This is a genomic window from Caulobacter sp. CCH9-E1 (assembly GCF_001556515.1).
Lineage (GTDB): Bacteria > Pseudomonadota > Alphaproteobacteria > Caulobacterales > Caulobacteraceae > Caulobacter.
The window spans coordinates 1-17,394 of sequence record NZ_LSJA01000074.1 but is presented as its reverse complement, the minus strand read 5'-3'; the positions used below and the strand labels follow the sequence as shown (position 1 = coordinate 17,394).

Below are 17,394 nucleotides of genomic sequence, written 5' to 3'. Positions count from 1 at the left end.
TGCCCTTGGCGTGCTGGGCGGCGACCCGCGCCTCGCCGCCGCCGGCCTTGGCCTGCTCGCGACGACGGTCGAGTTCGTTGAGAATGTGCTGCACGCGCGTACTCCCTGCCGGACTTATTCGGTGGCGGCGTTCCGCCTTGGGCAGCAGGCGTAGCGACGCCGGAGGCTCGACGCAAGGCGGACCTTGCGGCAGCGCAGCATGGCTTTCGGCTCGCTCGCGGACCGAACATGGCGCGGGCCGGATCGATGCTCGTCCTAGCGTCGCAACGCCGCGAACCAGCGGTCGATCATCGTCGCCTCGACAGCCAGGGCCTCGGCGCGCGCCTTGGCCTCGGCGTCCTCGCCCCACTGCTCGGCCTGGAAGATTTCGTCGAGACGGGACAGGTCCAGCGCCTTTTGGCCGGTCAGGCGGCCGGCGCGGACCGCCAAGGCTAGGATCGTCGAACCGAACAGACCCGCGGCGAAGGCGGTCCCGGTCAGGGTGAAGTCGTCCAGGGTCAGGGCCAGGGCCTCGACGGACGCCAGCGTGGCGGCCGGCTGAGGCTGATGGATGATCCCGGCCACGTGATTGAAAGACAGGCCATGCTCGGCCTGGACCCAGTCGAGCATGGCGCCCCACTCCCGCGCTTGCCGCTCGACCAGCGCCGTCGGGTGCTCGGCGCGATAGCACAGGTGGTCCGACGCGGCGTAGGCGGCGAGCTCGCCCGCGACCTCGGCCCGGGTCTCGGACACCCGGTCGATGGCGGTGAAGGCCAGGCGCGAGGCCGGCATCAGGCTGTTGTCGATGAACTCGACCTGCGCCTCCCATTCGGCGGCGACCAGCTCGGCCAGGGCCTCCGTCGGCAACACCAGCGGCTTCTTGGCCGGCGACTTGGGCGTGCGGCCGTCCAGCTGGACGGCGAAGCCGCCCTCTATCGGGACGGCGGCCGCCGTCTTGTAAAAGCGCTTGGGTTTCAGCAGCAGCTCGGCTTTGTCGGACACGGGAAACTCGTTTCTCAGGCCGCGCGCGACGGAACGGCGGCGAACACGCGTTGAATGGGCAATGTCACGTCGTCGCGCAAGGGAGACCGGCCGTTGAGCCTGCCCAGCAAGGACATGATGGCCGCCATCGCGGTCACCCGCTTCGGCCTCGGCGCCCGCCCCGGCGAGATCGAGGCGGCCAAGGGCGATCCGAAAGGTTTTCTCGCCGCCCAGATTCGCCGAGAGGGCGCCGACCTTCCTCAGGACAGTGGCGAGACCTCGGCCGACCGCTTCAGGCAGATGCGCGACTTCCAACAACAGCGGAAGAAGGAGCGCGACCAGAAGGACGGCCAGGCCGAAAGAGCCGCCGCCAACGCCCAGATTTTCAAGGACGCCCAGCGCGCGCTGCGCGACAAGGTCGGCGCGGACTTCCTGGCCCGGGCGCGCCTGGCGACCCATACGGACGCGGCTTTCCGCGAGCGCTGGGCGCTGTTCTGGGCGAACCATTTCACCGTCTCGGCGACCAAGCAGATCACCTCGGTGCTGATCGGCCCGTTCGAGCGCGAGGCGATCCGGCCCAATGTGTTCGGCAGCTTCGAGACCCTGCTGGTGGCGTCCTCGACCCATCCGGCCATGCTGACCTATCTGGACCAGGCCCAGTCGATCGGCCCGGACAGCCGCGCAGCCGGCTTCGCCACGCGCCGAGGCAAGGGTAAGGCGGGGCTCAACGAGAACCTGGCCCGCGAGATCCTGGAGCTCCACACCGTCGGCGTGGACGCCGGTTACAGTCAGGCCGACGTCACCGAGTTCGCCCGCGCCTTGACCGGCTTCTCGATCGGCCGCGACGCCGAGGATCGCCCCGGCCAATTTGTGTTCCGCGGGGCCGCTCACGAGCCAGGGGCGCGTACGGTCATGGGCCGCCACTATGGCCAGCAGGGCATGAAGCAGGGCCTGGCCGTGCTGAGCGATCTCGCCGCCCATCCCCACACGGCGCGCCACGTCTGCGGCAAGATCGCTCGCCACTTCGTCTCGGATGCGCCACCGTCATCGCTGACGGAGCGGCTCGAGCGACGCTGGATGCAGACCGGCGGCGACCTCGCCAAGGTCGCCCAGACCCTGATCGACAGCCCAGAAGCCTGGGACCCGGTTCCAGCCAAGTTCAAGACGCCCTACGAGTACACCCTGTCGACCTGGCGGCTGATCGGGGCCGAGCCCTCGGCGATCGAGCGTCTCGCGCCGATCCTGACGGGCCTGGGCCAGAAGCCGTTCTCGGCCCCCTCCCCCAAGGGCTGGCCCGAGGACGCCCAGACCTGGGCCGCGCCGGACGCGCTGATCAAGCGCATGCAGTGGGCGCAAGGCTTCGCCGCGGTCGTCGCCGACCGCACCGATCCAAACGCCCTGGCCGCCGAGGCCCTGGGCGCGCGCCTGACCCCCGCCGTGGCCAAGGCGATTTCGCGGGCCGAAACCCGCCGCGAAGCCTTCGCCCTTCTCGTGATGAGCCCGGAGTTCCAACGCCGATGAACGCTCCACTGAACCGCCGCTCGCTGCTGGGCCTGGGCGCGAGCCTCGGCATCGGCGTCACCTTCCTGGGCGGCCAGGCCTTCGCCGCCTCCGAAAGCGATCTGGCCCGCAAGAAGCTGATCGTCGTGATCTGTCGCGGCGGCATGGACGGCTTGTCCGTCTCCCCTCCGGTGGGCGACGCCAACTACGCCGCCCTACGCGGCTCGATCGCGCTGAAACCCGACGAGGTGCTGAAGCTGGACGGGACCTTTGGCCTGCACCCGGAGCTTTCGACCGTCCACGCCCTGGCCCTGCAGGGCGAGGCGCGGATCGCTCCGGCCATCGCCAGCCCCGACCGCGCGCGCTCGCACTTCGAGGCGCAGGACGTGCTGGAGACCGGGGCCTCGGGCGTCTATGGCGCCGACACCGGCTGGCTGAACCGCACGCTGGAGGTCTTGGCGCCGATCCGACCCGTCGAAGGCCTTTCGGTGGGCAGCACCGCCCCGCTGATCCTGCGCGGCAAGGTGCAGGCGGCCAGCTGGTCGCCGGGCAAGGGCGTCGACGAAAGCGCCCGCCTGCCCACACTGCTGCAGGACCTCTACAAGACCGATCCGCTGCTTGGCCCCGCCTTCGCCCGCGGGCTCGAGACGGAGACGATGGCCCAGCAGGCCATGACCGCCATGGCCGCGACGCCGGCGATGAACCTGGCGGCGGCCTCGACGCCTTCGATGGCCGCTCCGGGGCCGATGTCGCCGACCATGGCCAACGATCGCCGCAATCGGCAGGGCGGCGAGGCGGCGCGGAAGCTAGGATCGACGCTTGGCGGATTCATGATTCAGCCGAGAGGACCGCAAATCGCGGCTGTCTCGCTCGACGGGTTCGACACGCACGCGGGTCAGTCCGGCCAGATCGCCACGCGCCTGTCCTATCTGGACGCCGTGCTGGACGGCCTGCATGCCGGCCTGGGCGCGGAGTGGAAGAACACGGTGGTGATCGCCGTCACCGAATTTGGCCGCACGGCGCGGGTCAACGGCACCGGCGGCACCGACCATGGCACGGCGTCCACCGCCCTGATCCTGGGAGGCGCTCTGAAGCCGGGCGGCATCGTCGGCGACTGGCCCGGCCTGGCCCAGAACGCCCTGTTCGAGAACCGCGACACGGCCCCGACACTGGACATGCGCAGCCTGTTCAAGGGCGTCCTGGCCGACCACCTGGGGGTCGACCGCGCCATGCTGGAGACCAAGGTCTTCCCGGACAGCAAGACCGCCAAACCCTTGATCGGTTTGGTGTAGAGACCCGCCCGCGAAGGCGGAAAGGCCGCGCACGCCCCCCCATGGCGCGGCCGGTGGGGGACCAAGCGGCGCTTAGTTCTAGCGCCGCTTGGTCTGACGCCGCGCGAACGGATCCTGCTCGGCCTCGTCCTCCGAGAAGCCGAACTTGCGGAAGCCTTCCTTCATCTCCGGGCTCAAAGGCGCTTCGATGTGCAGCATGCCGGCCGAGGGGTGCGGCAGCAGGATCGAACGCGCGTGCAGCTGCAGCTTCAGGCCTTCCGACAGCGGCGCGGACTTCTCGTCGCCGTACTTGGGATCGCCCAGAATCGGATGGCCCATGGCCTTCATGTGAGCCCGCAGCTGGTGGGTGCGGCCGGTGTGCGGGCGCAGCGCCATCCAGGTGACGCGCGGGCCCGCGCGGCTGATGGTGACGAACTCCGTCTCGGCCGGCTGGGCGTCCGGGTCCTTGGGCTGAGCCGGCACGACCAGTTCGCGATCGCCCACCCCGCGCTTGGCCAGGTGCAGCTCCATCACGCCCTCGGTCGGGTGCGGGTTGCCGGCGACAATGGCCCAATAGGTCTTTTGCGCCTTGCGCTTGGCGAAGGCGCCCGACAGGCGCGCCGCGGCGCTGGGCGTCTTGCCCAGCAGCAGCACGCCGGACGTGTCGCGGTCCAGGCGGTGAACCAGGCGCGGACGATCGACGCCCTCGCCCCAGGCGCTGAGCAACTTGTCGATGTGCTTGGTGGTCTTGGTTCCGCCCTGGACGGCCAGGCCGGCCGGCTTGTTCAGGGCCAGGACCTCCTCGTCCTCGTACAGCACCAGCGACTTGGCGTAGGCGACGTCGCGCGCCGACAGCTTGTTCTTGTCGGCGGGATCCGGCGCGTCGGGCAGCGGCGGGACGCGGATCTGGCTGCCGGCCGCGAGCTTGGTGTCGGCCTTGGCGCGCGAGCCGTCGACCCGGACCTGGCCCGAGCGGAACAGCTTGTTGAGCTGGATGTGGTTCAGGTGCGGCCAGCGCCGCTTGAACCAGCGATCCAGGCGCACCCCGTCCTCGCCGGCGTCGACGTAAAGGGTGCGGACTTCCTTGGGGGTGCTCATGCGAAGATCCTGCGGGCGACCAAAAGGCCCGCGAACAGGGCCGCCACGGACAGAAGCACGCTGGCGGCGGAATACGAAAAAGCCTGCAGATAGGCGCGCTTCTGGATCATCAGCGCGGTCTCCAGGGAGAAAGACGAGAAGGTGGTGAAGCCGCCCATAACGCCGACGCCCAATAGCACGCGCCACGGCTCGTTCGAAGCGGCCCCGCGATGCGCCAGCCAAGACGCTAGGCAACCCATCAGGAAACCGCCCACCACGTTCACGGTGAAGGTTCCGTACGGCCAGCCCGAGCCGAACGTGCGTAAAGCGCCCACCCCGACAAGATAACGTGCGACCGAGCCAACGGCCCCGCCGGCGGCCACGAGAAGCAGTTTGTTCATGAAAGTCTTATGCTCCGAGCCGCCCCCAACGCCAAGCTCTCAAGATAGTTCCCTTGATTTTCCGCGATTTCTTTCTCGGTAAACAACTTTGGAAACCCTATTTGATCACCACTCGTTAAACGCGCGGACGGCAACTTGTCGCGGTATTTTTAGAAGCGCAGAGCCATGTCCCGCCCACAACAATCCACCGACGCGACCGAACGCGTGGCCCTTCCCGGGCCGGTGCTTCAGCGCCTCGCCGGCACGGATCTAGTCGCGCGCGGCTCGGTCAATGTCATTAGCGTCAAGACGATCCGCATGTGGGCCGGCGACTGGTGGGCGCAGAAGAGAGCCGACGTCTGGACCTATGTCGAGCGCAAGCTTACCGAGCACCTGGACCGCAACGACCTGCGCGCCCGGATCTCGGAAAGCGAGTTCCTGATCGCCACCAACCACGAACATGGCCTGGCCGCCCAGGCCACCAGCGTGCGCATCCTCGAGGACGTGCTGACCCACCTCCTGGGCTCGGCGGATCCGGCCGATCTCGGCATCCGCTCGGTGGTCAGCGTCGAAGGCGGTCAAGCCGTCTGCAAACGCATTGATCCGAACGTCATTCTGGCGGCCCGCGCGCGCCGTGACTCCAAGCGGTCTCCCGTCCGCATCGCGGTCGATCCAGCCGACGAGGCCCGCCGCACGCCGGTGGCCTTCACCACCGCGGCCGGCGCCGCGCTTCGCGTCGACTTCACGCTCGAGCACGTGGTCAACCTGCGCCGCAACATCACGACGGCCGTCCGCATCGAACCGATGGTCACGCACCTGGCCAGCGGTCGCCAGGCTTCGGCCCGCGCCCTGACCAAGCTGTCGGACCGCGACGTCGCCTTCATCGACGAGTCGACCTTGAAATACGCGGCGGTCTTCGCCCGTTCGGCGCAAGGCCCGCATACGCCCGAGCTGATCTTGCCCGCGTCGTTCCGCACGTTGGGCACCCAGCGCGGCCGTGATCTGCTCACCGGCACGGCCGGCCTCTCGCTGGGCCTGCTGCGCGGCGGCGTCATGATCGAACTGGTCGATATCACGCGCGGAACGCCCGCCGGTCGTCTGCTGGAAGTCGTCGGCCTGCTGCGCGCCCTGACCCGCGGCGTGATCGCCCGTGTGCCGCCCGATCGAGAAGCTCTTCGTGTTCTGCGCGACGCCCGACTGGCGGGTCTGGCGCTGGACGCATCGGACCTGACCGGGGAAGCCGCCAAGATCGCCATGGATATCATGGCCTTCGGCCGCGACGCGCGCGGGCTGGCCGCGACCACGATCCTGCAGGGCCTGCCGGCCGAGGGCTATTTCGCGGCGGCCGAGACCGCGGGCCTCAGCCACGCGTCGCTGCGCGCCGCCTACCCGCTGGGCAAGCAGGCGGCGGCCTGAAAAAGGCCTCCTAGACGCGCCCTCGCCCGTACCCGATCGTCTTGACGATCTCCCGCGCGTCGTAAGTGTCGCGGTCGCGCGGCGTCGGTCCCTTGCCGAACACCACCTCGATCGACTGCGCGAAGGACGGCCCCGGCCCGAGATTGAAGCTCGTGCCCAGGCCCACACCAACGCTGGTGTGGCGGCCAAAACTGGCCGAGCCGCCCCCGACCGACATACGAGGACCGCGGTCATAGCCGGCGGTCGAGGTCGAACGGTCGGCGATCCGGAACCAGTCATAGCCGTCGCGCAGAGCCAGCTCGGCCGCGCGCAGCAGAGCGTAATCGGCGATCTGCGCCTGGGGAGCTCCCGGTCCGCCCTGGAAGGTAACGCGATAGCGGCCCGCCTCCAGGCGATATTCGGAATAGCCGACGTCATTGGGCGCGCCCGCCTGGGCGCGATAGACGGTCGGCGCGCTGGCGCAGGCGGCCAGCACCAGCCCCGACAGGACGGCGGCGACGAGGGGTTTGGCGATCTTCATGGCGTGCCTCTTCAGACCTGTTCAACGGCGTCCGAAGCCGGCTGTTCCGGAACGGGCAGGTCGAGCGCCTGCAGCATCGCGACGAAATCCGACGGAAGCGGGGCCGTGATCTTGCGCTCGCCCCCCAGCGGATGCGGAAAGGTCAGCCTGGCGGCGTGCAGCATCAGGCGCGGAACGGCGACGCCGCCCAGCATCAGCGCGCCGCCATAGCGGCTGTCGCCCGCCAGCGGCCGGCCGATCGAGGCCATGTGGACGCGCAATTGATGCATGCGGCCGGTGTCGGGCGAGAGCTCGACCAGGGCGGCCGTGGCATTGGACGCGAGGGTGCGATAGCGGCTGCGGGCGGTCTCGGCCTCCGGATGGTCCGGCGCGCAGACGCGCATATAGGCCTCACGCCCGATCGACTCGCGGCGCAGCGGACTGTCGATCATGCCGCCCTTGGGTTCCGGAGCGCCCGGCGCGACGATGGCCAGGTAGCTCTTGCGGAAGCGCTTGGCCATCATGGCCTCGCCCAGGAAGGCCGCGCCCGGCTTGGTCTTGGCCGTCAGGATCACGCCCGAGGTGTCGCGGTCCAGCCGATGGATCAGGCGGGGTCGCGCCTTGCCCGGTTTGGCGAACGCCCAGAGCAGATCATCCAGCGTGTGAGCCTTGATCCGCCCGCCCTGGCTGGACAGGCCCGCCGGCTTGTTCAGCACGATGATGGCCTCGTCCTCGTACAGCACCCACGATTGCGCCGCCGCGATCTCGTCGGGCGTCAGGGTGATCGGACAATCGACGGCCTTGGGCTTGGCGACACCGGGCGGACGGCGGAATTTCGGACTGCTCATTTGCCGTCCTTACGCACCTTGCCCCAGGCTTCCAAGCGCTCACGCACCTTCGCCTCGGCGCCCACCGGCTTGGGCTCATAGAAGCGCCGGCGCTCCATGCCGTCCGGGAAGTAGTTCTGGCCGGAGACCCCGCCCTCGACGTCATGGTCGTAGGCGTAGCCGTCGCCATAGCCCAGCGACTTCATCAGCTTGGTCGGGGCGTTGAGGATGTGCGACGGCGGCGTCAGGCTGCCCGTCTCCTTCGCCGCGCGGCGGGCGGCCTTGTAGGCGACGTAGACGGCGTTCGACTTGGGCGCGCTGGCCATGTGGACGACGGCCTGGGCCAGGGCGAGTTCGCCCTCCGGGCTCCCCAGGAAGTCGTAGGCGTCCTTGGCCGCCGTGGTCAGCAGCAGAGACAGAGGATCGGCCGCGCCGATGTCCTCGGACGCCATCCGCACCAACCGGCGGGCGATGAACAGCGGATCCTCGCCGCCCTCCAGCATCCGCGCCAGCCAGTAGAGGGCCGCATCGGGATCGCTGCCGCGCACCGACTTATGCAGGGCCGAGATGAGATTGTAGTGCTCCTCGCGGTCCTTGTCGTAGGCCGGGCGCCGCTTCTGCAGGAACTGGCCCAGCTGGGTCGGGTTCAGCGGGGTGTCGGTCCCGATCGAGAACAGGGTCTCGGCCAGGGTCAGCAGGTAGCGGCCATCGCCGTCGGCCATGGCGACCAGGGCCGAGCGAGCCTCGGCGTCGACCGACAGCGGACGGTTCTCGGCCGCCTCGGCGCGTTGCAGGAGCTGCTCCAGCGACTCGTCGGTCAGGCGCTTGAGCACGAAGACCTGGCAGCGCGACAGAAGGGCGCCGTTCAGCTCGAACGAGGGGTTCTCGGTCGTCGCCCCGACCAGGGTGACGATCCCTTCCTCCACGAACGGCAGGAAGCCGTCCTGCTGGGCGCGGTTGAAGCGGTGGATCTCGTCCACGAACAGCAAGGTGGACTGGCCGGCCATGCGGCGGGCGCGGGCCTGCTCGAAGGCCTTCTTCAGGTCGGCGACGCCCGAGAACACGGCCGAGATCTGCTGGAACTCATAGCCGCCCGCCTTGGCCAGCAGGCGGGCGATCGTGGTCTTGCCGGTGCCCGGCGGCCCCCACAGGATCATCGAGGCCAGGCGATGGGCGGCCGCCATCCGGCCGATAGGGCCTTCGGGGCCGAGCAGATGCTGCTGGCCCACCACCTCGTCGAGGCTTTGGGGCCGCAAACGGTCGGCCAGCGGGGCCGGTGCGTGGGGCGTCAGGCCGGCGGCCTGGAAGAGATCGGACATGATGAATCCGTTCTATCAGGCCGCCGGGGACAAGTCGCGTCAGGTCGAGAAGCGGGCCGAGATCCGCTGGCCCTGACGCTCGATCGTCACGACCCACACGCGGCCCGGCCCCGCCGTCGCCGCCGCCAATTCCGCGACGGTGTTGATCGGACGGCCATTGACCTCGCGGATGAAGTCGCCGGCGCGCAGGCCCGCGTTGAGCGCGTAGCCCTGCCCCACCCGAGTCACCAGTACGCCTCGGCCAGCGAACGGATCAGCGCCCAGATCCTGAGCCACGGCCGGCGACAGGTTGACGACGGTGGCGCCGTCGAACGGATTGCGCCCCTTGATCACCCGCTCGTCGCGCGCCGGCGTATCGGGCGCGGCCTCGGCGCGGACGGTCAGGGTCTGGTCGCGTTCTCCGCGGCGGATCTGCATCGGCACGCGGTCGCCGACCTTGTGGGTGCCGATGGCGAAGGCCCCGCCGCCCTCGTCGTTCACCGCCTGGCCGTCGATCGACAGGATCACGTCGCCCTCCTTCAGCCCCGCGCGATCGGCCGAGGAGCCGGGATAGACCTGCGCCACCAGCACCCCGCGCGGCGCGGCCATGCCCAGGCTGCGGGCGATCTCGGCGGTCACGGCTTGGCCCTTCACGCCCAGCCAGGGCCGCACGACACTATGGCCGCCGCCGAGCGCGGCGTTGACCACCTGCTTGACCACGGCCGCCGGGATGGCGAAGCCCACGCCGCTGGACGAGCCCGAGCGCGAGATGATGAAGGTGTTAATGCCGACGAGGTCGCCATCCATGTCGACCAGCGGCCCGCCGGAATTGCCCGGATTGATCGCCGCGTCGGTCTGGATGTAGCTGCCGAAGTCGGCGGCGCCGACATCGGTCCGGGCCAGGGCCGAGACGATGCCGTTCGTCACCGTCTGGCCGACGCCGAAGGGGTTGCCCATGGCCAGGACAAGGTCGCCGACTTCGAGCTGCTCCTGGTCGTCGATGGCCATGACCGGCAGGCGTTCGCCCTTGGTGTCGATCTTCAGCACGGCGAGATCGGCTCGAGGGTCGTCGAGCAGGACGGTGGCGGGAAACTCGCGGCGGTCGGCCAGCTGCACCGTGATGTCGCCGTTGCCCTCGACGATGCCTTCGATGTTGTGGTGGTTGGTGATGATCACCCCGTCGGCGCGGACGATGGCGCCCGAGCCCAGCGAGCCCTGCACCTGCTCGCGCGGCGCGCCGCCGCCCATGAAGAAGTCCCAGAACGGATCGACGCGCTGACGCACCACCCGCCGGCTGGCGACATTGACGACGGCCGGCGCGGCCTTCTTCACCACCGGCGAGAACGAGGCCTTCATCGAGCCCGGATCGCTGGGCGCGCGCCGGGTCGGCTGGGCCAGGTCGGGGATCGACTGGGCGTTCGACGGTCCGCTAGGATTCGAACAGGCGGCCAGCAGAACGAGGGCGGGCAGCAGGGCGCGGAAATTGCGCATGGTCTTCAAGGATGGCTCCTTACGGTTCCTCGCGTACTCACCGGAGGTTTCTGGCGAGTCTAAGGCGGCGAAAGGTCAAGGTTTCGGCGTTGGCTTAAACCTTCAGGCGACTTGGGGTTCCAGGGCCGGCGCGGGCCGGGCCTTGGCCCAGGCCAGGAGCGTCGCCAGCAGCATCAGGCACGCGGCGATCAGCACCGGCAAGCCCGGCAGATGCAAGGTCGCGTCATGGCGGACGGCGAAGGCGAACGGCAGCAGGAACAGCGACGGGCCGATCATCGAGGCGATCCCCATCAGGGCCGCGTTCGCACCCTGCAATTGGCCCTGCTCGTTCGGCGCGACGCGGCGGGTCATCAGACCCTGCAGCCCGGGCTGGATCAGGCCCGAAAACGCGAAGATCGGCAGCCCGCACAGATAGAGCAACCCCGTCGGCGCCAGGGCGTAGATCGTGAAGCCGGCGAAGCCCGAGAACAGACCGACCATCAGCGCGCCCCGCTCGCCAAGCTTGCGGACCGCCGGCCCCACGACCAGCCCCTGGATGATGACGCCGGAGATCCCGCTGGCCATCAGCGTCAGGCCAACCGTGTCGGGACCCCAGTTGTAGCGGAAGCCCATGTACAGCACGAAGACGCTGGGCAGGACGTTGTGGGCCAGCTGGAACAGGAACCCGACGCCGGCCAGTCCCAACAAACCCGGATGCCGGCGCAGCAGCTGCAGCGACCCCAGCGGGTTGGCCTTCTTCCAGTCGAAGCGCGGCTGGCGGCGCTCGGGCGGCAGCGATTCCGGCAGCACGAAGAAGCCGTAGAGCCAGTTGCACAGCGCCAGGGCCGCGCAGACCAGGAACGGCGCGCGATGGTCGACATTCCACAGCCAGCCGCCCAGGGCCGGACCGAAGGTGAAGCCGATCCCGAACGCCGCCCCCATCAGGCCAAAGCCCTTGGCGCGGTTCTCGGGCGTGGTGACGTCGGCGACGTAAGCGCCGGCGGTCGAGAAGCTGGCGGCCGTCATGCCATTGAAGACCCGGCCGACGAACAGCCACCAAAGGTTCGGCGCAAAGGCCATGAACAGGAAGTCGACGCCAAGACCGAAGATCGAGGTCAGGATCACCGGGCGACGGCCGAAACGGTCCGACATCAGACCCAGGATCGGCGAGCAGATGAACTGCATCACGCCCCAGGTGGTGGCGAACAGCACATTCCAGTCGGCGGCCGTCGCCGTGTCCCCGCCGCCGAACGCCTTCACCAGGTTGGGCAGGACGGGGATCATCACCCCCAGGGACAGGACGTCTAGGATCGCGGTGATGAAGATGAAGCCCAGCGCCGCCTGGCGTTTGCCGCCCGTGATCTGCGTATTGGTCATGCCTCGCCCTTCCCCGCCGCCCCTAGTTGGCGGCTGTTCGCCCGTGTCGCAAGGCCCGCCAGCAGCGTCCGCCACCATTCGCCATGCCTGTGCAGGAACACCGCATTGGGAAAGCCGTGACGCGCGACGCTGTCGGCGGGGACGGCGTCCCAGCCGCGATGCTCGACCGTAACGCGGGTCGCCCCTTCGACGCCCTCGAAGCGCACCTCGACCTCGGTCTCCACGCCGGGCGCGAAGCTGGCCTGACGCCAGCCGAAGACAAGGCGCGCGCCGCGCTCCCAGACCCGCACCTCCCCCACGTCGAAGACCTTGCCAGAGGCCAGTCGCTCGACCAGGCGATCGCCCTCGAAAGCCATGACGCCCGGCGAGCGCGGCGTGAACGAGAACAGCGGATTAGGCCGCCACCACAGCGCGATGTCGTCGACGAAGGCGTCGAACACCGCCTCGGGCGAGGCCTGGATCCGCAGGGCGACCAGGATCTTGGAGCTCACCGCGCCTTGGCCTCGACGTGCGCCTTCAGCGCCGAGAGTTGGTCGGCCCAGTGATCCTCGGCGGCGTCCAGCCAAGCCTTGAGCTGCGCCATCGGCTCGGGCCGCAAGCGATACACCCTCACCCGGGCGTCGAACTCGGGGTGGCTTTCCTCGACGAGCCCCGATTGGCGCAGCGCGCGCAGATGGCGGCTCATGGCCGGCGGCGAAAGGCCGAGGGTTTCAGCAAGCTCGCCGGCTCGACGCGGCCTCTCGCGCAGAAGATCCACCGCCCGCCGCCGATGCGGATCGGCCAAGGCCGCCAGCGTCCGGTCCAGCGCCTCGCTCACGCGCGCGGCTCCAGAAGTTCCTTCGGGGCGACATCGCGCCAGGCGTCCAGCGGCGCGCTCTCGACCGCCCGGGGCGTCGCCAGCGCGAGCCGGCGGAGTTCGTCGGGGGCGATCATGCCGATGGCGCGGTGATCTTGTGGCCGCTGCGGGCCTCCATCTCGGCGATCGACACCGCCTCGATGGGCGCGGCGACGGTCCAGATATGACCCTCGAGATCATGGCAGCGGTAGGTGCGGTCGCCATAGAACTGGTTCTCGGGTTCCGCGAAGATCTCCGCCCCGGCCGCTCGCGCCCGCGCGCAGTGGGCGTCGACATCGCCGTCGAGCTGAATATGCACGGTCTGGGTCGTCTTCCCGCCGACCATGCCGGGACTGACGATCCGTTCGCACCAGGGCGAACCGATCATGATCGTGGACTCGCCGTGGGCCATTTCGCAGTGGGCCAGCCAGCCCTGGTCGTCCTCGACCAACAGGGTGACCTCGAACCCGAACGCCCTCTCCAGCCACGCGACCGCGGCCTTGGGATCGTCATAGATGACAGCCGAGATGAGACCGGGACGAGCCATGACGCCGCTCCTTGCCATAAGGAGCAATATTTAACGCATATGAAAACTAATTCGACAAGAGCTTGATGAAACGCGCGCCCGGAAAGGGCCGGACGCGCGCCATCGCGGAGTTGATCAGGCCGGCTCGAGCGTCTTCGCCTGCGCGCTCAGCTGTTTGACGTAGTCGTCCTCGCTGGTGAACGGGATCTCCTTCACGTCGATCAGAAGCCGCTGGTTCGAGCCGACGATCAGGATCTTCGGCAGGTACATGCCGTTGAACGTGCCGTGGACGGTATACGAAGTCGTTCCCTTCCCCAGCGGGCCCGTCCAGCCCATCACGTCGATCGCCAGACCACCGACGAAGTGCGCATCACGCACCAGCTTGATGCCCGTGGTGAAGTTCGGCGCATTGCCCTTCACGGTGACGGAAAAGAACCCCGGCGTCCGCAGGCCGGTCCACACGTAGGTGGCTTCAGCGGTGTCGAAAGGTTCGGGACCATAGAAACCCATGACGTTCTCCCTAATCTGGTTGAACCGCTCCTCGGAACGAGGAGCGCGGGCGTCGCCGACGGTCAGTGGCGCCTAGGCCGAATTGATACACCCTGGCCTCGCCAAATGCTAGCCTTGGTTGCATTTATTGACCACTATCGCGCCTGGCGCGAGCGCGCCCTCGCCGCTATTTCAGGGCGCGTTCGACGATCTTCAGCGATCCGTCGCTCGCCTCGGGTTTCACGCCGGTGATCTTGGCCAGCAATGGATAGACATCGACATTGTCGAACACCGGCAGCGCCACGCCGGCCTTGAACGACGGACCGCGGGCGATGAAGACCGCGCGCATGAGCGGATCATAGGGGTCGAATCCGTGGGCGCCGCCATCCTTGCCGTCCCATTGGCTTGGCTTGGCCTTGGCGGCCAGCGTCGTGGTGTACCATCCCGTCTCGGACAGGCAGACGATGGCGGGCACGCGCGGATTGCGGCCGTAGTGAAAGCGGGCCGGGATATTGCCCTTCTTCCAGCAGGTCATGTGCGGAAGCGGCTTGGACAGGAACGCCTTCTCGACCGTCTTTCGTTCGCCTGGCTTGGGCGAGAACATGGTGACCGCGCCGGCGGCGACCAGTTGGACCTTTTCCAGATCGACGATGTCGTCCAGCACCACGCGATTGGCGGCGGGCAGCGGCGCCATGCCATGGTCGGCGACGATGACGATGTCGGTGGTCTCGAAACGCCCCCGCGCCTTCAACCCCTCGACAAGCCGCCCCAGCGCGGCGTCAACCGAAGCAGCGGCGGCGCGGACTTCGGCCGACTCCGGGCCGTAGTGGTGCCCCTGGGTGTCGACGATGTCGAAATAGAGGGTCGAGAAGGCGATCGGCGGGCCGTCGGCGCTATCCAGCCAAGCCAGCACCTGATCGACCCGCGCTTCGCCGGACATGGTCGCGTCGAACTTCACCCAGCGCGAAGGCCGAACCCCATCGATTTCGACCTCCGAACCGGGCCAGAACATCGCCGCGGCGCGCTTGCCCTGCCGCTGCGCGGTGACCCAGAACGGCTTGGCCTGGCTCCACCAACCAGGCTCGAGACTGCGCATGGTGAACTTCTCGGCCGAGACGCTTGGGTCCAGCATGGTGTTTCCGACGATGCCGTTGCGGTCGGGCCGCTTGCCGGTGATCAGGGTGTAGTGGTTGGGAAAGGTCACCGACGGGAACGACGGCCGCATCGCCGCCCGAGCCCCGCCCTCGGCCAAGGCCTTCATGACTGGGGTGTCGCCACGATCCAGATAGTCCGCCCGGAAGCCGTCGATCGAGACCAGGATCGTCAAATGCGGCGCCTTTTCCCGCGCCTGGGCCGATCCGGCCAGCATCAGGCCGGCGAAGAAAAGCAGCGACAACAGGCGGCGAAGGGTCATGGGGGAGCTCGACTTGAAACGGCCGTTTCGGGCCTGTTCGGACATGGATATTGCAGCCGTATGACGATCGACGTTCGGAAAGGCGTGACGGCGACTTAACTTGGCGGCGCCCCGTCAGCTGGCCATAGTCCCTCCCGTCGAGCCGAGTCGTTCGGCGTCCGGGATTCGTCGTATGTCGATCGCCCTCGAGGCCGACCGCCTCACCAAGACCTACGGGGCGGTGCGCGCCCTCGACGAGTTCTCCATCGCCATACCCGCCGGCGGCGTATTCGGGGTCCTGGGCCCCAATGGCGCGGGCAAGAGCACGCTGTTCCGGATCGCCCTGGGTCTGGTGCGGCCCACCAGCGGCTCGGCCCGCCTTTTTGGGGCCGCCCCCGGCGACATCACCGCCCTGCGCAAGGTCGGGGCGATGATCGAGACCCCGCGCTATCCGCCTTATCTGACCGCGCGCGACACGCTGACCATGCTGGCGCTGGAGAGCGGCAAGAAAGACGCCGACATCGGGGGCTGGCTGGAGCGGGTCAGCCTGACCCACGCCGCCGACCGAGCCACCAGCGGCTTCTCGGTCGGCATGAAGCAGCGCCTGGGCCTGGCCGCCGCCTTCCTGACCAAGCCCGAGCTGGTGATCCTGGACGAGCCGACCAGCGGCATGGACCCGGCCGGCATCCAGGAGATCCGCGCCCTGATCGTGGACTTGGCCAAGCGCGAGGGCGTCACGGTCATCCTGGCCAGCCACCAGTTGGACGAGGTCAAGCGCGTCTGCGACCGCGTCGCCATCCTCTCGCGCGGCAAGGTCGTGGCGGAAGGCGGCGTCGCCGAACTGACCGCCGGCGAGGCCCGCCTGCGCCTGACCCTGGCCTCTCCCCTCGCCCCGGCCCTGTCGGTGCTGGGCGCGCGCGGCGAGGCCGATGGCGCGGACGCCGTGCTGGCCGACATCCCGCGCGGCGAGGCGCCCGCCGTCATCCGCGCCCTGGTCGAGGCCGGCGCCGAGATCGTCGAGGCGCGCTGGCGCGAGGTCGATCTCGAAGGCGTCTATCTGAAATCGCTGGGGCAGACGCCCACGGCCGCCACCTCGGAAGGAGCCGCCTGATGCTCGCCGACGCCATCGCCGCCGAACGCTTCCGCCTGCTGCGCGATCGTTCGACCCTGTTCTGGGGCTTCGCCTTCGCGCCGCTGATTGGTTTCCTGCTCAGCGTGGGCGGCGACCTCTTCCTGCGCTTCGTGATCAAGAAGCCGATGCCGGGCCTGGCTGTCGGGCTGATCGACCAGGTGATCAAGACCCTGTCGAACGGCGCCTCGACCTTCGGCGCGCTGTTCCTGATGATCGGGGCGGCGGCCGTGCTGGCCGGCGATTATCGCTGGGAAACCTGGCGGCTGCTGACCCCGCGCAACACGCGCCAGAACCTGCTGTTGGCCAAGCTGACTGTCGTTGGCGAGGCGGTGTTCTGGAGCCTGCTGCTGTCCGCCGTTCTGTCGGCCTTCGCGGCGCTGATCGGCTCGGCCATCAACGGCAAGACGGTGGCGGTGTCGCTGCTCGACCGCAATCCGTTCGACATCGTCGGCGTGCTGGCGATCACCTGGCTGGAAGCCATGACCCTGGCGGCCCTGGCGGCCTGCGTCGGCGTGCTGTCGCGTTCGACCCTGGGCGTGGTGATCGCGTGCCTGGGCGTGCGCTTCGTGCAGACGATCCTGGCCGGCGCCCTGCGGGCGATGGAGCAAGGCCCGCCAAGCTGGAAGCTCCTCTCCATGCCGGTCTTCGACGCCGACCTGCTGCGCGCCGCGCTGCTGGCGCCCGATCAGCTTGGCGCGGCCAGCGGTTCGGCCGGCGCGGCGCTCGTGGCCCTGCTCGTCTGGACGGCGGCCCTGACGGCGGCGGCGGTGTGGCTGTTCCGACGGCAGGACCTGACCAAGGAATAGAGGCGAAGGCTCACGCGGCTCCCGCCTGGGCTAAGCGATGCCGATTCAGCAGCGGACGCGCCAATAGTCCGTTCAGGGGGGGGGCGGACCCAATCCTCCCCCCAGCGGGGGAGGTGTCGGCGAAGCCGACGGAGGGGG

At 68.9% G+C, this 17,394-nt stretch carries 19 protein-coding genes; 5 read left to right on the top strand and 14 right to left on the bottom strand.

The annotated features are described in order from the left end of the window. A partial coding sequence (locus tag AX690_RS23565; protein ID WP_231732113.1) for a hypothetical protein occupies positions 1–94 on the bottom strand: 94 nt, incomplete at its 3' end. Between the two features lie 161 nt (positions 95–255). Continuing rightward, complete coding sequence (locus tag AX690_RS03975) at positions 256–981, bottom strand: ATP12 family chaperone protein (RefSeq protein ID WP_066685894.1); 726 nt, start codon at positions 979–981, stop codon at positions 256–258. A 54-nt stretch (positions 982–1,035) separates the two neighbouring features. Between AX690_RS03975 and AX690_RS03970 the strand changes: the two genes are divergently transcribed. Together AX690_RS03970 and AX690_RS03965 are read left to right on the top strand one after the other, a co-directional pair. After that, positions 1,036–2,481: a DUF1800 family protein gene (locus tag AX690_RS03970; protein ID WP_066685898.1), complete on the top strand. Its 1,446-nt coding sequence runs from the start codon at positions 1,036–1,038 to the stop codon at positions 2,479–2,481. Beyond that, the gene (locus tag AX690_RS03965) at positions 2,478–3,752 is read left to right on the top strand and encodes a DUF1501 domain-containing protein (RefSeq protein ID WP_066685900.1); all 1,275 of its coding nucleotides are present in this window, start codon (positions 2,478–2,480) and stop codon (positions 3,750–3,752) included. Before AX690_RS03970 ends, AX690_RS03965 begins: the two co-directional genes overlap by 4 nt. 78 nt (positions 3,753–3,830) lie before the next feature. Here AX690_RS03965 and AX690_RS03960 read toward each other — a convergent pair whose 3' ends face one another. Both AX690_RS03960 and crcB read right to left on the bottom strand, forming a co-directional pair. Further along, positions 3,831–4,829, bottom strand: a complete 999-nt coding sequence (locus AX690_RS03960; protein WP_066685902.1) for an RluA family pseudouridine synthase — start codon at positions 4,827–4,829, stop codon at positions 3,831–3,833. Continuing rightward, positions 4,826–5,209, bottom strand: a complete 384-nt coding sequence (crcB, locus tag AX690_RS03955) for a fluoride efflux transporter CrcB (protein WP_066685903.1) — start codon at positions 5,207–5,209, stop codon at positions 4,826–4,828. Before crcB ends, AX690_RS03960 begins: the two co-directional genes overlap by 4 nt. Before the next feature lie 165 nt (positions 5,210–5,374). On the opposite strand from crcB, the gene AX690_RS03950 reads away from it, so the two are divergent. Continuing rightward, entirely contained in the window at positions 5,375–6,604 is a 1,230-nt protein-coding gene (locus tag AX690_RS03950; RefSeq protein ID WP_066685904.1) for a hypothetical protein, read from the top strand. A gap of 10 nt (positions 6,605–6,614) precedes the next feature. Here AX690_RS03950 and AX690_RS03945 read toward each other — a convergent pair whose 3' ends face one another. From AX690_RS03945 to AX690_RS03900, 10 genes are all read right to left on the bottom strand, one after another. Continuing rightward, positions 6,615–7,124, bottom strand: coding sequence for a hypothetical protein (locus AX690_RS03945; protein WP_066685905.1), 510 nt, complete (start codon positions 7,122–7,124; stop codon positions 6,615–6,617). A gap of 11 nt (positions 7,125–7,135) precedes the next feature. Further along, the gene (locus tag AX690_RS03940) at positions 7,136–7,951 is read right to left on the bottom strand and encodes an RluA family pseudouridine synthase (protein WP_066685907.1); all 816 of its coding nucleotides are present in this window, start codon (positions 7,949–7,951) and stop codon (positions 7,136–7,138) included. After that, positions 7,948–9,249, bottom strand: a complete 1,302-nt coding sequence (locus AX690_RS03935) for a replication-associated recombination protein A (RefSeq protein WP_066685909.1) — start codon at positions 9,247–9,249, stop codon at positions 7,948–7,950. Before AX690_RS03935 ends, AX690_RS03940 begins: the two co-directional genes overlap by 4 nt. Before the next feature lie 39 nt (positions 9,250–9,288). Next, complete coding sequence (locus AX690_RS03930) at positions 9,289–10,719, bottom strand: Do family serine endopeptidase (RefSeq protein ID WP_066685927.1); 1,431 nt, start codon at positions 10,717–10,719, stop codon at positions 9,289–9,291. 102 nt (positions 10,720–10,821) lie between these two features. Further along, entirely contained in the window at positions 10,822–12,075 is a 1,254-nt protein-coding gene (locus tag AX690_RS03925; RefSeq protein ID WP_066685911.1) for a TCR/Tet family MFS transporter, read from the bottom strand. After that, positions 12,072–12,566 carry an SRPBCC domain-containing protein gene (locus tag AX690_RS03920; protein WP_066685913.1) on the bottom strand — a complete coding sequence of 165 codons (495 nt, stop codon included), beginning with the start codon at positions 12,564–12,566 and terminating at the stop codon, positions 12,072–12,074. The genes AX690_RS03925 and AX690_RS03920 overlap by 4 nt, the downstream gene beginning before the upstream one ends. Continuing rightward, entirely contained in the window at positions 12,563–12,892 is a 330-nt protein-coding gene (locus tag AX690_RS03915) for a helix-turn-helix transcriptional regulator (protein ID WP_066685915.1), read from the bottom strand. The genes AX690_RS03920 and AX690_RS03915 overlap by 4 nt, the downstream gene beginning before the upstream one ends. Before the next feature lie 112 nt (positions 12,893–13,004). Then, on the bottom strand, positions 13,005–13,457 hold the full coding sequence (locus AX690_RS03910) for a glyoxalase/bleomycin resistance/extradiol dioxygenase family protein (RefSeq protein WP_066685917.1): 453 nt from the start codon (positions 13,455–13,457) through the stop codon (positions 13,005–13,007). A 114-nt stretch (positions 13,458–13,571) separates the two neighbouring features. After that, complete coding sequence (locus AX690_RS03905; protein ID WP_066685919.1) at positions 13,572–13,946, bottom strand: hypothetical protein; 375 nt, start codon at positions 13,944–13,946, stop codon at positions 13,572–13,574. 166 nt (positions 13,947–14,112) lie between these two features. Beyond that, positions 14,113–15,339, bottom strand: a complete 1,227-nt coding sequence (locus tag AX690_RS03900) for an ectonucleotide pyrophosphatase/phosphodiesterase (RefSeq protein ID WP_066685921.1) — start codon at positions 15,337–15,339, stop codon at positions 14,113–14,115. A gap of 172 nt (positions 15,340–15,511) precedes the next feature. Between AX690_RS03900 and AX690_RS03895 the strand changes: the two genes are divergently transcribed. Both AX690_RS03895 and AX690_RS03890 read left to right on the top strand, forming a co-directional pair. Further along, positions 15,512–16,429, top strand: coding sequence for an ABC transporter ATP-binding protein (locus AX690_RS03895; protein ID WP_066685923.1), 918 nt, complete (start codon positions 15,512–15,514; stop codon positions 16,427–16,429). Further along, positions 16,429–17,256, top strand: a complete 828-nt coding sequence (locus tag AX690_RS03890) for an ABC transporter permease (protein WP_066685925.1) — start codon at positions 16,429–16,431, stop codon at positions 17,254–17,256. The genes AX690_RS03895 and AX690_RS03890 overlap by 1 nt, the downstream gene beginning before the upstream one ends. The last annotated feature ends 138 nt before the right edge of the window (positions 17,257–17,394 follow it).

Coding starts and splice junctions, on each gene's coding strand:
- AX690_RS03970 (WP_066685898.1), top strand. CDS start 1,036: ATGGGCAATGTCACGTCGTCGCGCAAGGGAGACCGGCCGTTGAGCCTG.
- AX690_RS03965 (WP_066685900.1), top strand. CDS start 2,478: ATGAACGCTCCACTGAACCGCCGCTCGCTGCTGGGCCTGGGCGCGAGC.
- AX690_RS03960 (WP_066685902.1), bottom strand. CDS start 4,829: ATGAGCACCCCCAAGGAAGTCCGCACCCTTTACGTCGACGCCGGCGAG.
- crcB (WP_066685903.1), bottom strand. CDS start 5,209: ATGAACAAACTGCTTCTCGTGGCCGCCGGCGGGGCCGTTGGCTCGGTC.
- AX690_RS03950 (WP_066685904.1), top strand. CDS start 5,375: ATGTCCCGCCCACAACAATCCACCGACGCGACCGAACGCGTGGCCCTT.
- AX690_RS03945 (WP_066685905.1), bottom strand. CDS start 7,124: ATGAAGATCGCCAAACCCCTCGTCGCCGCCGTCCTGTCGGGGCTGGTG.
- AX690_RS03940 (WP_066685907.1), bottom strand. CDS start 7,951: ATGAGCAGTCCGAAATTCCGCCGTCCGCCCGGTGTCGCCAAGCCCAAG.
- AX690_RS03935 (WP_066685909.1), bottom strand. CDS start 9,249: ATGTCCGATCTCTTCCAGGCCGCCGGCCTGACGCCCCACGCACCGGCC.
- AX690_RS03930 (WP_066685927.1), bottom strand. CDS start 10,719: ATGCGCAATTTCCGCGCCCTGCTGCCCGCCCTCGTTCTGCTGGCCGCC.
- AX690_RS03925 (WP_066685911.1), bottom strand. CDS start 12,075: ATGACCAATACGCAGATCACGGGCGGCAAACGCCAGGCGGCGCTGGGC.
- AX690_RS03910 (WP_066685917.1), bottom strand. CDS start 13,457: ATGGCTCGTCCCGGTCTCATCTCGGCTGTCATCTATGACGATCCCAAG.
- AX690_RS03905 (WP_066685919.1), bottom strand. CDS start 13,946: ATGGGTTTCTATGGTCCCGAACCTTTCGACACCGCTGAAGCCACCTAC.
- AX690_RS03900 (WP_066685921.1), bottom strand. CDS start 15,339: ATGACCCTTCGCCGCCTGTTGTCGCTGCTTTTCTTCGCCGGCCTGATG.
- AX690_RS03895 (WP_066685923.1), top strand. CDS start 15,512: ATGTCGATCGCCCTCGAGGCCGACCGCCTCACCAAGACCTACGGGGCG.
- AX690_RS03890 (WP_066685925.1), top strand. CDS start 16,429: ATGCTCGCCGACGCCATCGCCGCCGAACGCTTCCGCCTGCTGCGCGAT.